The following is a 12,531-nucleotide window of genomic DNA, read 5'->3' on the forward strand; positions in this document are numbered from 1 at the left end:
AAATCAGGAGCTGATGTCGTTCTGCGCGATGATCGTTTGTGCAGCGCTTGCAAGCGCGGGTAACAACTGGATACCTAAACTGACAACATCTCACGCTACTGCGCCTTATCGTCTGACGGGGCTCCAAACTTGTCGACGAGGTGATACATATGGACAGTACATTGGACAGCCTGGCGTGGGTAGAACGGCTTTCACCCCGGCGCAAGGCAAGGCGTTCGCGCAAGATATGGTTACGGCGAGCAGCGCTGGCGTTGACTGCGCTGTTTGTTCTGGGTGTGCTGTTCTCCGGTTGAACGGGTCCGGTGACGGCTCGCCCCACCGGGGTGGCAGTGTTCGTCCTGAGCTCCCGGCGCAAGCTTACTGCAGCAGGGGAGTGTCGGGCAGCTCGTTCGCTTGGCCGGATGCGCCGTTCTGCGTGGCATCCAGCGCAAAGTGCGCTATCAGTACGGCCGAGGTTTCTTCCAGCGCCTGGGTCAGCCCGTCTTCGTAGCGCTTTTCCCGGAACGCACGGGCCATGCGCTCCACCATTTCCTGCCACTGGGCCGCGCTCACATGCCGCGCCACGCCGCGGTCTGCCACGATTTCAATGGCATGCTCGGCCAGCAAGACATAAATCAGCACACCGTTATTGTGTTCGGTGTCCCAGACGCGCAGCTTGCCAAACAGGGTGAGCGCTCGCTGCCGCGTCAGGCTGCGGATGGGCTGCTGTCGGTTCAGCCGCCACAGATAGCTGAGGGGCAGCGACGCTTCCACGCAAATGCGAATCTCGCCGCTGTGGTGGCGCTCGCTGGCGGCCACCCGTTGTGTCACGCGCTGCAGCATGTCGGGCGGGATGGCACGCCGGGCGTCCGACGCGTCCAGCCACAGGTGCCTGATAAGGGTTGTGAGCTTGCTCTGCATGGCCTTACCAGTCACCCGAGGCGCCACCGCCTCCAAAGTCTCCACCACCACCGCTGCTGAAGCCGCCGCCGCTGCTGCCGCCCCAACTGCCACCGCCACCACCCCCAAAGCCTCCCGTGGTGCCCGGGCCACCCCAGCGGGAAGAACGGCTCCCCCGGCCCAGGGAGCCCAGGCTTGCAAACAGGGCGAATACCAGGCCGACCAGCGCGGCGATGCCGGCGACAACCAAGCTGCTGGTGAAGATCCAGGCCAGCACGCCAACCACCCCACCGGTGGCCACCGAGCCGGCCTTGCGGCCCAGCACACTGGCGATGATGCGGGCGCCAATGGGCACCGCAAAAAACAGGAAGATGGCCAGATCCATCCAGTCAAAGCCGCTGTCTTGCGGGCGGCCAGCGCTCCGGCTTTCTGGCGTCGGCAGGCTTTCACTGCTGATGCGCGTCATGATCTGGTCGGCGGCGGCACTCAGACCTCCCGCAAAATCTCCCTGCCTGAAGCGCGGGGTAATGGCGCTCTCGATGATCTGGCGCGCCGCCAGATCGGGAATGGCGCCTTCCAGCGCTTTGGTGGTTTCAATGCGGACCTTGCGGTCGTTCTTCGCGACCACCAGCAGGAGGCCATCACCGACATCCTTGCGCCCGATCTTCCAGGTGTCACCCACCCGCTGGGCGTAGGCGGCGATGTCTTCGGGCTGGGTGGTCGGCACGATCAGCATCACCACCTGGGCGCCACGCGCCTGCTCAAAGGCCGCCAGCTTGGCCTCAAGCGCTGCGCGTTGGGTCGCATCCAGCGTGCCGGTGCTGTCCATGACATGGGCCGTCAGGGCCGGCACCGCCTGCACGCTTTGCGCCCACGCGGCCAGCGGTAGCCAGGCGGCCAGCAGCACGCCCAGCATCAGAAGGGCGCCGCCCCGACATGGAAAACCCGCAAAACGACGCACGGCCAATCCGGGGTACTGCTTATTTCTTGAAGTCAACCACCGGTGGCGTGGAAATCTGTGCCTCGTTCTGCACGTTGAAGTTGGGTTTGACGTTGTAACTGAACACCATGGCCGTCAGGTTGCTGGGGAAGCTGCGTGTCAGCACGTTGTACTCCTGCACAGTCTGGATGTAGCGATTGCGCGCCACGGTAATGCGGTTCTCCGTGCCCTCCAGCTGTACCCGCAAATCGCGAAAACCCTGGTTGGCCTTGAGCTCGGGATAGCGCTCGCTGACCACCATCAGCCGGCTGAGTGCGCTGCCGAGTTCGCCTTGCGCTGCCTGGAATTTGTTGAAGGCCGCCGGGTCGTTCAGCGTTTCGGGTGTGACCTGAATGGAGGTGGCCTTGGCCCGCGCTTCTATCACCTTGGTCAGCGTGTCTTGCTCGAAGGCGGCTTCGCCCTTGACCGTGGCCACAATATTGGGCACCAGGTCAGCGCGGCGCTGGTACTGGTTCAGCACCTCGGACCAGGCGGATTTGGTCTGCTCATCCAGGCGCTGGAAGTCGTTGTAGCCGCAACCGGTGAGCAGCGCGCTCAGTGCGGCCGCCAGCATCCAACCGGTGAAACTAAAAATACGGGATTTCATGGAAGGGCCTCCAAAATACAAGCCGCAACACTAACATAGTCGAATGTCGTCAACTCCTTTCGCGCCTCGCAACACCTTGCCGGTGGGCAACCCGCTGCAGGCGCTACAGGCATCGCTGCACCCGCCCGCATCCTCCCAGCCCGCCAGGCCCCGGCTGCTCGTGGTCGGGGCCGCCGGCGTGCTGGGCAGCGAGGTCTTGCGTCGCCTCGTGGGCAGTGGCCGTTTTGCGCATACCGAAGTGCTCGTTTCCGAGGCCATGGTCACCGGCCTGCCTGCAGTGGGTATTGCGCTGGCCGCTCCCCTGCCGATTGAGCAGTGGCCCGCCAGACCGCAGCCGGCGCACACCGGCCTGGTCATGTTCGAGCCGCCCCGGCTTTACTACGGACGTGAACGCACGCTCTGGACGCCAGCCCCCGAGCAGTTGCCGGCGCTGGCCCGCTGGCTCAAGCGCTGCGGCGTACAAACTCTGGTGATCGTGGTGCCGCACGCGTCGGGGCGCCTGCCCGATGCGCTCAAACGCGGCCTCGCCAATCTCGATGAGCAGGCCGTTGCTGCACTCGGCTTTGAGCGCATGCTGCTGGTGCGCTCGGCCCGCAAGGCAGAAGCGCCGGCGGTTTCGGGTCTGCTGGAGAAGACTGCGGGCTGGATGCTCTCCACCCTGAAGTACATGATCCCGGCGAGTGAGCAGCCGGTGCGCCCGGCCAAGCTGGCCGAGTTCGTGGATGCTGCCTTGCGGGTGTTGCCCCCGGGCACGCATGTGGCTGCGCCGGAACTGCTGTGGCAGGCCGGCCAGAGCAGCAGCACCGGCCAAAGCGCCGGCCAGGCCCGGAGCATGCAGGGCGTGGTTCAGGCCTGGCTTGCTGCAGGGCACAATCCCAAGCAGAACTCAGCACCGGATTCAACGCCGGCTCTCCATCGCTCATCGTCTGATTGACTCCATGCCCAAACCCAAAGTCCCGCCCGCCAGCAACGGCAACGCCGACGATATCGAGGCAGCTTTTTACGAAGCATTGCAAAGCGGCGACATCGAAAAACTCATGGCCTGCTGGGGCGATGAGGATGACATCATTTGCATACACCCCGGCGGCGCGCGACTGGTGGGTGCCGCCGCCATACGCGCCACGTTTGACGCCATGTTTTCCAATGGCAGCATTCAGGCTCACGCCATCAAGGTGCGCAAGCTGGAAACCATGAGCGCCAGTGTGCACAGTGTGCTGGAGCGCATTGATGTGCTCACCAATGAAGGCCCCCGCCACGCCTATGTGATTGCCACCAACGTGTATCACAAGACCGCGCAAGGCTGGCGGCTGGTTGCTCACCATGCCAGCCCGGGCACGCCGCGCGAAATGCAGGAAGTCTCTGACATCCCGCCCGTTCTTCATTGAGGGGGCCGCAGCGATGAATTACTCAGCGCCCTGGTGGCTTCCAGGCGGCAATCTCCAGACCATCTGGGCCGCAGTGCATTCCCGCCGCTTCCTGGGACCGCCGCCGCAGTTCCGCCGCGAGCGCTGGACCACGCCTGATGACGATTTTGTGGATGTGGACTGGCTGGTGAGTAACGCCCCCACGCTCCCCGCTGTGGGTGGTTTGCTGCTCTCCGAGGGCACTGGCCCTGATGGGGTCGGCCCGGCGCTGTGGCCGTCCCCGCCGATACCAGCGAGCGCAAGCATCCCGGTGCAAGAAGCGGTGAGTGCAGGAGCCGCACAATTTGCCGCCGGGCCGCCCCAAGGAAAATTAGCCCCCGAGGGGCTGGAGCCTGCGGCTCCAAGCCTGCTTGAGCAGGTTTGGACAGGCGACAGAGGCGAAGCGTCTGGCGAGCCGCGGCCTGCAAGGCCTCGCGAATTACACGCAGTGAAGAACGTGGGGGCTCCATTGCTGGTCGTGTTTCATGGCCTCGAGGGCTCTTCGGCCAGCCACTATGCCGAGGCCTTTGCCGATGTGGCCCGCAGCCACGGCTGGGCCTGCGCCGTGCCGCATTTCCGCGGTTGCTCGGGCGAGCTCAACCTGGCGCCGCGCGCCTACCACTCGGGCGATTTCGCCGAGATCGACTGGATACTCAGGCGCTTTGCCGCGCAGCACGCCGGGCCGGTCATGGCCGTGGGCATCTCGCTGGGCGGCAATGCCCTGATGCGCTGGGCTGGCGAGTGGGGTGCCGAGGCCCGGCAAGTCGTCGCGGGCATTGCCTCCGTCTGCTCGCCGCTGGATCTGGCGGCCAGCGGCTGGGCCATAGGCCGGGGGTTCAATCGTCAGGTGTACACCCGCATGTTCCTCAAAACCATGATACCCAAGGCACTTCAAAAGCTGGAGCAGCACCCTGGGCTCTTCGATCGCCAGAAATTGCTGGCGGCCCGTGACCTGTATGCCTTTGACAATGTGTTCACCGCGCCGCTCCATGGGTTCAGGAACACGGAAGACTATTGGACGCGGGCCTCGGCCAAGCCGCATCTGTACAAGATAGGCGTGCCGGCGCTGGTCCTGAATGCGCTGAACGACCCGTTTATTCCTGTCAGCAGCCTGCCCCAGGCCGCGGAGGTGAGCAGTCATGTCACCCTCTGGCGTCCTGCCGAGGGCGGCCATGTGGGCTTCCCTTCGGCGCCCTTTCCCGGGCATGTGCGCGTCATGCCGGAAGCGGTTGCCGCCTTTCTGGCCACGCAGCTTTAACCCTGCGCGCATCAAGCGGTATGGGCAAAGCAGGCTGGCACAGCGCAAAATAGCCGTATGGATGACATTGTTCGCCAGGCTATCGCCAAATGGCCCAACGTTCCCAACTGCTACGGCTGGCTTGGGCTGGATGCGCGTGGCAACTGGTACATGCGCGACGACAAGGCCCAGGCCGCCGGTCCTTTTGCTTCCGCAGGGGCGGCAGGTAACCTGGCCGGCAAAGGCTCGCTGCTCAAGCACGACAAGCTCATCGACTTTATCCAGCGCAACTACGAAAGCGATGCCGGCGGCCAGTGGTTTTTCCAGAACGGCCCGCAGCGCGTCTATGTGGAACTGGAAGCCACGCCGCTGATCTGGCGCATTGATGTGGTGCCAGGCTTTGCGGTCACGGCGCACACCGGCCAGCCGGCCCGGGTCCAGCGCTGTATCGTGGACGAGCATGGCCGCTTGTATCTCGAAACTGATCTGGGCTTCGGCCTGGTCCATACGCAGGACATGGCTTGCGCAGCCGATGCGGTGGAGCAGGGCCTGTGGGTACCCGAGGAGCTGCCCACGCACGACTTGCCGGTGCGGTTCGGCTATGTACGCAGTCCGCAGTTGCTGCAAAAAAAGTAGCTGGCGGTGCATGCTCCATACGGCTGCCACCCTCTTTTCCCATAAATAAAAAAGCCGGTCAGTGACCGGCTTTTTGATGGGGTAGCAACAGCGCTGTTGTGCGGGCTACTTGGCGGCGTTGACCATGTATTCAACCGCCGAGCGGATGTCGGCGTCAGCGGCGGTGGATCCGCCTTTGGGAGGCATGGCACCCTTGCCCTTGATGGCGCTGGCCGTCAGGGCGTCCAGGCCGGTCTTGATGCGGGGTGCCCAGGCTGCCTTGTCGCCGAATTTCGGCGCGTTGGCCACACCTGCGGCATGGCAGGCCACGCAAGCCTGCTTGTACAGCGCTTCGCCGGCGCCCGCTGCAGCCGGTGCGTTGCCAGCAGCCGCCTGCGCGGGTTTGTTGGCGGCTGCCAGGGCTGCCACCACGGAAGCCGGTGGGGCCGCTGCAGCTTCCGCGGTTGATGCGGGGGCTGCTGCCGCAGGGGCGGCGGGTTCTGCAAATTTGCCGCCGGCGGCAGCTGTCATGTACACCACGGCACGGCCAACTTCGACGTCTTCGAAGTCGCCACCGCCCTGTGCGCCCATGGCGCCTTTGCCTTTGAGGGCAGAATTCCAGAGCGCTGCAAAACCACTTTGGATGCGCGGTGCCCAGGCAGCCGCGTCGCCAAACTTGGGAGCCCCGGCCGCACCCGCGGCGTGGCAAGCGACACATTGCGCCTTGTAGACTTCTTCGCCGGACTTGAGGGGGCGGTTGGCATCACGGATTTCAACCGTGCCAACTTTCTGGATGCGCTGCGCAACGGCTTTTTCGACATCGACCGCGCCGGCCAACGGCTTGTTGGCGGAGGTCACGTAGTAAACCAGCCCGATGATGGCAAAAATGGGAACAACGAAAGAGAAAAAAACCGCCGCCAGCAGTTGCTGTGGGGTTTTGATCGGACCGGTGTGGGCTTCTTCGTGGGCCGTAGTGTGATCGTTAGCGCTCATGGCGTCCTCAAAAAACTAAAAATCGGGGGCTATCGCGGGCTGATGAAGGCGTCTGCTCAGCAACCTCGCATTATAGCCGGGGGTGCTCTAAATCCCGGACCGGCGGTGCATCGCTGATAGAATCAGGTGCACTGTGCGGCGGGAATCATGCGCACAGCGCAGAGATTCCAGGGTTCGCAAATGTCGTGAACCCCTGGTTCTCGTCATTCTCCAGCGTTGCGGCTGTAGCTCAGTGGATAGAGTATTGGCCTCCGAAGCCAAGGGTCGTGGGTTCGATCCCCGCCAGCCGCACCAAAACCCCTTTTGAACCTACGTAAGATATTGATATGTATGGTTCTTCAGGTGCATCAAAGCGCCTACCTCGGCGGGCTATTCAATGTGGCGTACGCGATCGCCCGCGCCATAGCCTCAGATGCAATTGCGACGCTGCTAAATGCTTTCATTGCATTGCGGGCGAAGTCGTCAGAAATCGAGTCGGCCTTGAATAATCCATTGACGGGGACATCGGCATCAAGCAGGTAGTCCCTTCGCCCATTGGGTCACAGCCTCACTCGTTTGCGCGTCACGTCCGACCGCCAGTAGTTCAATGAAAAGCACAAATGCATCGCGGACGGCCACCGGCGCAGAAGCGTGGCGAAGGTCCCACTCCGGAAAATGTCCGTCAACGCCCATGCGTGAAAGTCCGTAGACGAGCGCTCGGCCGAGTAATTGCAGCGCTGGTAGCCGCGCGAGCGCGCTGGGCGTGTCCTCGAACGCCTCCTCCAGCAATGCCTGCATACGGGCGCGGATCGCGTCGTTGTGCAAGGCCAGACGCGCGGGAGCATCGGCATCGAGCAGATGGCGCTGACTCACGACCTGGAAATGCGTAGGATGACGCGCGGCCCATTCCAGATAGGCCTCTCCAATGGCTGCGAAACGCAGCAGTGCAGGCTTGCCCGCGCTATTGGCAATGCCCAATTCCACCTGCGCGTGAAGACGCTCCGTGGCTTGCTCTGCAACGGCGGTCAGCAATGCAGCCTTGGTAGGAAAGTGGCGAAACGGGGCGCCGGGAGAGACGCCGGCCTTCTTCGCGGCTTCGCGCACGCTCAGGTTCTCCACGCCGTGCGCCTCGATGAGTTCCAGTGCGGCTGCCACCAATGCTTCGCGCAGGCTGCCATGGTGATAGCTGCCACGGGAAACGGGGTCGCCATTTTGGGAGGGAGCGGGAGGCGTCATTCTGGGGTCGGTCCAAGTCAATGTAATCGCCGCTTATTTTAGGGTTAGAATCGCAGCTCAATGTATTCAGTGATTACATAAACGTACCTCAACCAGGAAACAACATGAACTTGAACATCGGCGCCGCCGTCTCCCGCTCGCTGCTTGCGATCTCATTGATTGCCATGAGCACCTTTATCTCAGCGCAAGACGCGCCGACCCTCGAGATCGTATGGCCGCCTGAAGGCGCAATCATTCCCTTGGGTAGCGATGCTGAAGCTGCGGTGGGCGTCGTGGTTCGCAGCAATTTCCTGCTCCGCGCTGCGGGCCAGTGCGGAGATACACCGCGATGCGGTCACATCCACATGAAAATCGATCCGGCCGGCGACAGTTGCAACATTCCCGGCCGCCCGTACAACAGCATGAACAGCGACACCGGTGGTGACATCATCAAAGCTCGCTTCGGTCATTGCCCGACAGCGGCCGGCGTTCACGAAATCGGCGTACTCCTGGCTGATGACCACCATCGTCCTGTGTTGGTCAACGGGCGTCCAGTAGTTCGAGTCGTCAAGGTAACCGCGATCCGCAATGCCGAAGCGCTCGGACGTTAAAGACTTTGCAAAGCGTGTGCGCCAGCGGCCAGATAAAAGCTTCTCTGAATTGAGCGATCCAATGCGGTTGGGCGAAAAGGTAGTGGTTATTTTCAGAATCTGCAGATAATCTTCCTGCATGGACAAAATAGACCGGAAAATTCTTGCTGAACTCCAGCGCAATGGCCGCGCCAGCCTTCAGGAAATCAGCCAGGCGGTGGGGCTGAGCAGCACGCCTTGCTGGACAAGGATGAAGAGGTTGGAAGACACGGGCGTCATCGAGCGTTACACCGTCAACCTCAATGCCGAGGCCCTGGGCCTGGGTGAGACCGTGATGGTGCAGGTCACGCTGGACAGTCATTCAGACAATACGCTGGAAAAGTTCGGCGAAACCCTGGCGAGCATTCCCGAGGTCATCGAAGCGTATCTGGTGTCAGGCGAATACGACTATTTGTTGCGCATCGCGGTCAAGGACACCAAGGATTACGAAAGGCTGCTGCGCGAGAAGCTCTACAAGATCAAGGGCGTCAGGCACAGCAAGTCCAGCTTTGTGTTGCGCACCCTGAAAAAGGCAGACTTGCCGATAATTTAACGAGCACGTATCCCGCTGATCAGGACCGTCGGACCAACCGAAGCCGCATCTTGGAATCGCTTGTGTCCAGTTCACCGACGACTCCCAAGCCTGACGGCGCCAGGGAAAGATTGGGGTGTAATGACGGTTCTGAAGCGAGCACCCCGGGCGGGAGATCAAGGACCAAAAGCCAAGGTTAAGGTCAAAGGCTGGCTTCAGGGTTTGGCCAGACCGTACCCCACCTCAATTCAACCACTTGAACCATTGACCTGCGGTCGGGGTCTTATCTGGAGTTCAATAAAAAGGAGTTTCCCATGAAGGCCGTTAAAACTGTTTCCCGTGTTGTTCTTGCCGTTCTTGCCGTCCTGCTCATGGCCGGTTGCGCCGTCACGGCGGTGCGACCGGGCATGTCGCGCGACGAGGTCATTGCCCATTACGGAACGCCGTCGCGCGTGCTGCCGCTGGGAACGGGGACGCGGCTGCAATATTCTGCGCAGCCGGCGGGGCAGACCGCCGTGATGGTGGACCTGGATGCTGCAGGCAGGCTTGTTGCGGCGCGGCAAGTCCTGACTCTTGATGAGTTCTCAAAAATTGAAGTGGGCAAGTGGCGGCGCGAGGACGTGGAGCGCGAGTTTGGCCGGCCCGCCACGGTGGATCGCGTGGGCTCCTGGCAGGGCGATATCCTGACTTACCGCTGGCTGGATCTGGACGCCAGCAAGTACTTCTGGGTCTACCTGGATGCCGGCAATGTGGTTCGGCGCACCTCGCAGGGAATGGAAATCCCGATCAGGATGAACGACAACAACTGATCCGTGCCGTTCCCCGCAGCGGCGGGCAGCAAATACGGAAACACGGAAGCACGGGTTATAGGGACACCGCACGGCCGATGTCCGGCCAGCGGCGGTGCAGGTATACCCAGGACACCAGCCCGATGCACATCATGCCCAGCGAAACCGCGGCCAGCGCAGGCGTGGAGTGCATGACCAGCGGCGCAATCAGGCCCGCCACCAGGCCGTTGGCCGTTGAACCAATGAAGGCTTGCAGGGATGAGGCCATGCCGCGCCGCTCGGGGTACAGGTCCAGCACCAGCAGCGTGACGACCGGCACCATCAGCGCCCAGCCAAAGGCAAACACGGCGATCGGGAACAGCGCCCAGGAAACATGCGGCGCGAACAGCAGGTTGGCGGCCAGGTTGGCCAGCGAGGTCACCAGCATGATGACAAAGCCGTGCCGTATCTGCCGTTTGGGCGCAATCTTCCCGGCCAGCCTGCCGCTCAGCCAGGCGCCCGACATGATGCCGGAGATGGTGAGGATGAAAAACCAGAAAAATTCGGTGGGTTGCAGGGACAGGTGCTCGCCCAGAAACGCCGGGGCCGCCAGAACATAGAGGAACATGCCATTGAAGGGCACGCCGCTGGCCAGCGCCAGCAGCAAAAAGCGCGGACTGGAGCCCAGCTGCCAGTAGCCGCGCATCAGGTGCCTGACTTCAAACGGCTGGCGCTCTTCGGTGCGCAGTGTTTCCGGCAAAAACCGGAAGTTGGCGGCCCAGAGCACTGCGCCGACGCCCGTGAGAAACCAGAAAATGCTGTGCCAGCCGAGGTGCACAAACAGCCAGCCGCCCATAAGGGGCGCAATGGCAGGCGCGACTCCGAAATAGATGGTGACCTGGCTCATGACCTGCTGAGCCTGCGCGGGCGGGTACATGTCGCGTATCACGGCACGCGACACCACAATGCCAGCGCCCGTGGAGAGGCCCTGCAGCGCCCTGAACAACACCAGCTGGCCAATGCTTTGCGACACGGCGCAGCCGGCCGACGCCAGGGTGAACACCGCAATTCCCCACAGCACCACCGGCCGGCGGCCAAAGCTGTCGGCCAGCGCACCATGAAACAGGTTCATGAAGGCAAAACCGAACAGGTAGGCTGACAGCGTTTGCTGCATTTCCACCGGCGAGGCGCCCAGCGCCGTGGCAATGCCCGAGAACGCCGGAATGTAGGTGTCGATCGAAAACGGCCCCAGCATGCCGAGGACGGCCAGCAGGACGGCCAGCGTCCAGCGCGGCGCGCGCCAGAGTTGGTCGGCGTTCGGGTTCATGCCTTCTTGAGTTTCAAGGCAGCCTCATATAAATCGTTGCGCGGCGCGCCGGTGATCTCGGCGGCCATCTTGACGGCGGTTTTCAGCGGCAGCTCGGCCAGCAGCAGTTGCAGCACCCGGGTGCTGTCTTCAGGGGTTTCCTGAGCGGCAGCTGCATGCAGCACCAGCGCAAACTCACCGCGCGTGCGCTGGGGAGAGGCGGCGAGCCAAGCGGCCAGCTCCTGTGCAGGCACTGTCGCAATTTCCTCAAACTGCTTGGTCAGCTCGCGGCCTACGGTGACCAGCCGGCCCTGCAGCACCGCCAGGGCGCGCGCCAGCGCTTCGATGCGATGCGGTGCTTCCAGAATCACGGTGGCCCGGGTATCGGATTGCAGTGCCGCAACTGCCTGATCGCGCTCGCCGGCCTTGCTCGGCAAAAAACCGGCAAACACAAAGCCCGAGTCGCCCGTGAGGCCCGCCACGCTCAGTGCCGTGGTGACGCTGCTCGCGCCGGGCAGGGGCATGACCTTCAGGCCTGCGGCCCGGACGGCGGCAACAAGGCGCGCACCAGGGTCGCTCACGGCCGGTGTGCCTGCATCGCTGACATAAGCCACGCGTTCGCCGCGCTGCAGGCGTTCAATCACGAGGCCCGCGGCTTGCGCTTCGTTGTGCTCGTGCACGGCCAGCAGGGGTTTTTCTATGCCATATTGGCGCAGCAGGGTCTGCGTGTGGCGCGTGTCCTCGCAGGCGATGGCGTCTACCAGTTGCAGCACGTGCAGCGCGCGCAGGCTGATGTCGGCCAGGTTGCCAATCGGCGTGGCAACGACATACAGCATGGCTTCCGGATAATGCTGCATACCTGCTGCAGCGCGTGCCGCGGCAAGAGCCAAGTCGAAAGAAGCGTTCAATGTGGTTTTCCAGAAAACAGGTTGTCAAGCCGCCGCCGGACGGTTCTCGGGCGCAGCCAGGGCAGGTTACCACCAAGTCCCGGGGTGATGCTGCAGAGTCGGCCGCGCAGGTCTTTCTGGCGCGGGCCGGTTTGATCCCCGTGGAAAGCAATTATCGGACGCCAGGGCGCGGTGGAGGCGAGATTGACCTGGTGATGCGCACGCCCGACGGCACGCTGGTGTTCGTCGAGGTCCGCCAGCGATCGGGCGCCTCGCATGGGGGTGCCGCCGCCAGCATCAGCCCGGCCAAGCAGCAACGCATCATTTTTGCGGCCCGCCACTACCTGATGCGCTTTGCCAGTCCCCCGCCCTGCCGCTTTGATGTGGTGCTGGTGCATGGGGCGCTGAAGCAGGGCCAGGCTCAGGGTGAGGGTGAGGGTGAGAATGGCCGCCTCGAGTGGCTGCCCGCCGCGTTCGATGCTTCCTGACGAGAGTTGACGCGG

The 12,531-nt window shown here is 63.0% G+C and carries 15 protein-coding genes and 1 tRNA gene; 9 read left to right on the top strand and 7 right to left on the bottom strand.

The annotated features are described in order from the left end of the window. Positions 1–357: 357 nt before the first annotated feature. From AC1DS5_RS13955 to AC1DS5_RS13965, 3 genes are all read right to left on the bottom strand, one after another. The gene (locus tag AC1DS5_RS13955) at positions 358–900 is read right to left on the bottom strand and encodes a TPM domain-containing protein (RefSeq protein WP_477718862.1); all 543 of its coding nucleotides are present in this window, start codon (positions 898–900) and stop codon (positions 358–360) included. Between the two features lie 4 nt (positions 901–904). After that, positions 905–1,795, bottom strand: coding sequence for a TPM domain-containing protein (locus AC1DS5_RS13960; RefSeq protein WP_477718863.1), 891 nt, complete (start codon positions 1,793–1,795; stop codon positions 905–907). Positions 1,796–1,859: 64 nt separating this feature from the next. Then, positions 1,860–2,465: a LemA family protein gene (locus tag AC1DS5_RS13965; protein ID WP_477718864.1), complete on the bottom strand. Its 606-nt coding sequence runs from the start codon at positions 2,463–2,465 to the stop codon at positions 1,860–1,862. A gap of 43 nt (positions 2,466–2,508) precedes the next feature. On the opposite strand from AC1DS5_RS13965, the gene AC1DS5_RS13970 reads away from it, so the two are divergent. The 4 genes from AC1DS5_RS13970 (at position 2,509) to AC1DS5_RS13985 (ending at position 5,741) form a co-directional block, all read left to right on the top strand. Then, positions 2,509–3,399, top strand: coding sequence for a hypothetical protein (locus AC1DS5_RS13970; protein ID WP_477718865.1), 891 nt, complete (start codon positions 2,509–2,511; stop codon positions 3,397–3,399). Positions 3,400–3,403: 4 nt separating this feature from the next. Then, positions 3,404–3,850, top strand: coding sequence for a YybH family protein (locus AC1DS5_RS13975; protein ID WP_477718866.1), 447 nt, complete (start codon positions 3,404–3,406; stop codon positions 3,848–3,850). Positions 3,851–4,235: 385 nt separating this feature from the next. After that, entirely contained in the window at positions 4,236–5,126 is an 891-nt protein-coding gene (locus AC1DS5_RS13980) for a YheT family hydrolase (protein WP_477719046.1), read from the top strand. 57 nt (positions 5,127–5,183) lie between these two features. Continuing rightward, the gene (locus AC1DS5_RS13985) at positions 5,184–5,741 is read left to right on the top strand and encodes a DUF2946 family protein (RefSeq protein ID WP_477718867.1); all 558 of its coding nucleotides are present in this window, start codon (positions 5,184–5,186) and stop codon (positions 5,739–5,741) included. Between the two features lie 105 nt (positions 5,742–5,846). Here the strand turns inward: AC1DS5_RS13985 and AC1DS5_RS13990 are convergent, their stop codons facing one another. Then, a complete protein-coding gene (locus AC1DS5_RS13990) occupies positions 5,847–6,713 on the bottom strand; it encodes a c-type cytochrome (RefSeq protein WP_477718868.1) in 867 nt (288 codons plus the stop codon). A gap of 218 nt (positions 6,714–6,931) precedes the next feature. On the opposite strand from AC1DS5_RS13990, the gene AC1DS5_RS13995 reads away from it, so the two are divergent. Further along, a tRNA-Arg gene (locus AC1DS5_RS13995) sits at positions 6,932–7,007 on the top strand. Positions 7,008–7,223: 216 nt separating this feature from the next. Here AC1DS5_RS13995 and AC1DS5_RS14000 read toward each other — a convergent pair. Continuing rightward, the gene (locus tag AC1DS5_RS14000; protein ID WP_477718869.1) at positions 7,224–7,928 is read right to left on the bottom strand and encodes a TetR/AcrR family transcriptional regulator; all 705 of its coding nucleotides are present in this window, start codon (positions 7,926–7,928) and stop codon (positions 7,224–7,226) included. 104 nt (positions 7,929–8,032) lie between these two features. Between AC1DS5_RS14000 and AC1DS5_RS14005 the strand changes: the two genes are divergently transcribed. The 3 genes from AC1DS5_RS14005 (at position 8,033) to AC1DS5_RS14015 (ending at position 9,877) form a co-directional block, all read left to right on the top strand. Beyond that, positions 8,033–8,518, top strand: coding sequence for a hypothetical protein (locus tag AC1DS5_RS14005; protein WP_477718870.1), 486 nt, complete (start codon positions 8,033–8,035; stop codon positions 8,516–8,518). Positions 8,519–8,636: 118 nt separating this feature from the next. After that, positions 8,637–9,089 (top strand): Lrp/AsnC family transcriptional regulator, encoded by a 453-nt coding sequence (locus AC1DS5_RS14010; protein ID WP_477718871.1) that lies wholly within the window; start codon positions 8,637–8,639, stop codon positions 9,087–9,089. Between the two features lie 293 nt (positions 9,090–9,382). After that, positions 9,383–9,877: a hypothetical protein gene (locus AC1DS5_RS14015; protein WP_477718872.1), complete on the top strand. Its 495-nt coding sequence runs from the start codon at positions 9,383–9,385 to the stop codon at positions 9,875–9,877. Between the two features lie 55 nt (positions 9,878–9,932). On the opposite strand, the gene AC1DS5_RS14020 is transcribed toward AC1DS5_RS14015, so the two are convergent. Next, positions 9,933–11,162, bottom strand: coding sequence for a multidrug effflux MFS transporter (locus AC1DS5_RS14020; protein ID WP_477718873.1), 1,230 nt, complete (start codon positions 11,160–11,162; stop codon positions 9,933–9,935). Further along, positions 11,159–11,998 carry a 16S rRNA (cytidine(1402)-2'-O)-methyltransferase gene (rsmI, locus tag AC1DS5_RS14025; protein WP_477718874.1) on the bottom strand — a complete coding sequence of 280 codons (840 nt, stop codon included), beginning with the start codon at positions 11,996–11,998 and terminating at the stop codon, positions 11,159–11,161. The genes AC1DS5_RS14020 and rsmI overlap by 4 nt, the downstream gene beginning before the upstream one ends. A gap of 50 nt (positions 11,999–12,048) precedes the next feature. On the opposite strand from rsmI, the gene AC1DS5_RS14030 reads away from it, so the two are divergent. Next, positions 12,049–12,516: a YraN family protein gene (locus AC1DS5_RS14030; protein ID WP_477718875.1), complete on the top strand. Its 468-nt coding sequence runs from the start codon at positions 12,049–12,051 to the stop codon at positions 12,514–12,516. Positions 12,517–12,531: the final 15 nt, after the last annotated feature.

It is taken from the genome of Polaromonas sp. P4_H1, assembly GCF_056400945.1.

Coding starts and splice junctions, on each gene's coding strand:
- AC1DS5_RS13955 (WP_477718862.1), bottom strand. CDS start 900: ATGCAGAGCAAGCTCACAACCCTTATCAGGCACCTGTGGCTGGACGCG.
- AC1DS5_RS13960 (WP_477718863.1), bottom strand. CDS start 1,795: ATGCTGGGCGTGCTGCTGGCCGCCTGGCTACCGCTGGCCGCGTGGGCG.
- AC1DS5_RS13965 (WP_477718864.1), bottom strand. CDS start 2,465: ATGAAATCCCGTATTTTTAGTTTCACCGGTTGGATGCTGGCGGCCGCA.
- AC1DS5_RS13970 (WP_477718865.1), top strand. CDS start 2,509: ATGTCGTCAACTCCTTTCGCGCCTCGCAACACCTTGCCGGTGGGCAAC.
- AC1DS5_RS13975 (WP_477718866.1), top strand. CDS start 3,404: ATGCCCAAACCCAAAGTCCCGCCCGCCAGCAACGGCAACGCCGACGAT.
- AC1DS5_RS13985 (WP_477718867.1), top strand. CDS start 5,184: ATGGATGACATTGTTCGCCAGGCTATCGCCAAATGGCCCAACGTTCCC.
- AC1DS5_RS13990 (WP_477718868.1), bottom strand. CDS start 6,713: ATGAGCGCTAACGATCACACTACGGCCCACGAAGAAGCCCACACCGGT.
- AC1DS5_RS14000 (WP_477718869.1), bottom strand. CDS start 7,928: ATGACGCCTCCCGCTCCCTCCCAAAATGGCGACCCCGTTTCCCGTGGC.
- AC1DS5_RS14005 (WP_477718870.1), top strand. CDS start 8,033: ATGAACTTGAACATCGGCGCCGCCGTCTCCCGCTCGCTGCTTGCGATC.
- AC1DS5_RS14010 (WP_477718871.1), top strand. CDS start 8,637: ATGGACAAAATAGACCGGAAAATTCTTGCTGAACTCCAGCGCAATGGC.
- AC1DS5_RS14015 (WP_477718872.1), top strand. CDS start 9,383: ATGAAGGCCGTTAAAACTGTTTCCCGTGTTGTTCTTGCCGTTCTTGCC.
- AC1DS5_RS14020 (WP_477718873.1), bottom strand. CDS start 11,162: ATGAACCCGAACGCCGACCAACTCTGGCGCGCGCCGCGCTGGACGCTG.
- rsmI (WP_477718874.1), bottom strand. CDS start 11,998: ATGCAGCATTATCCGGAAGCCATGCTGTATGTCGTTGCCACGCCGATT.
- AC1DS5_RS14030 (WP_477718875.1), top strand. CDS start 12,049: ATGTGGTTTTCCAGAAAACAGGTTGTCAAGCCGCCGCCGGACGGTTCT.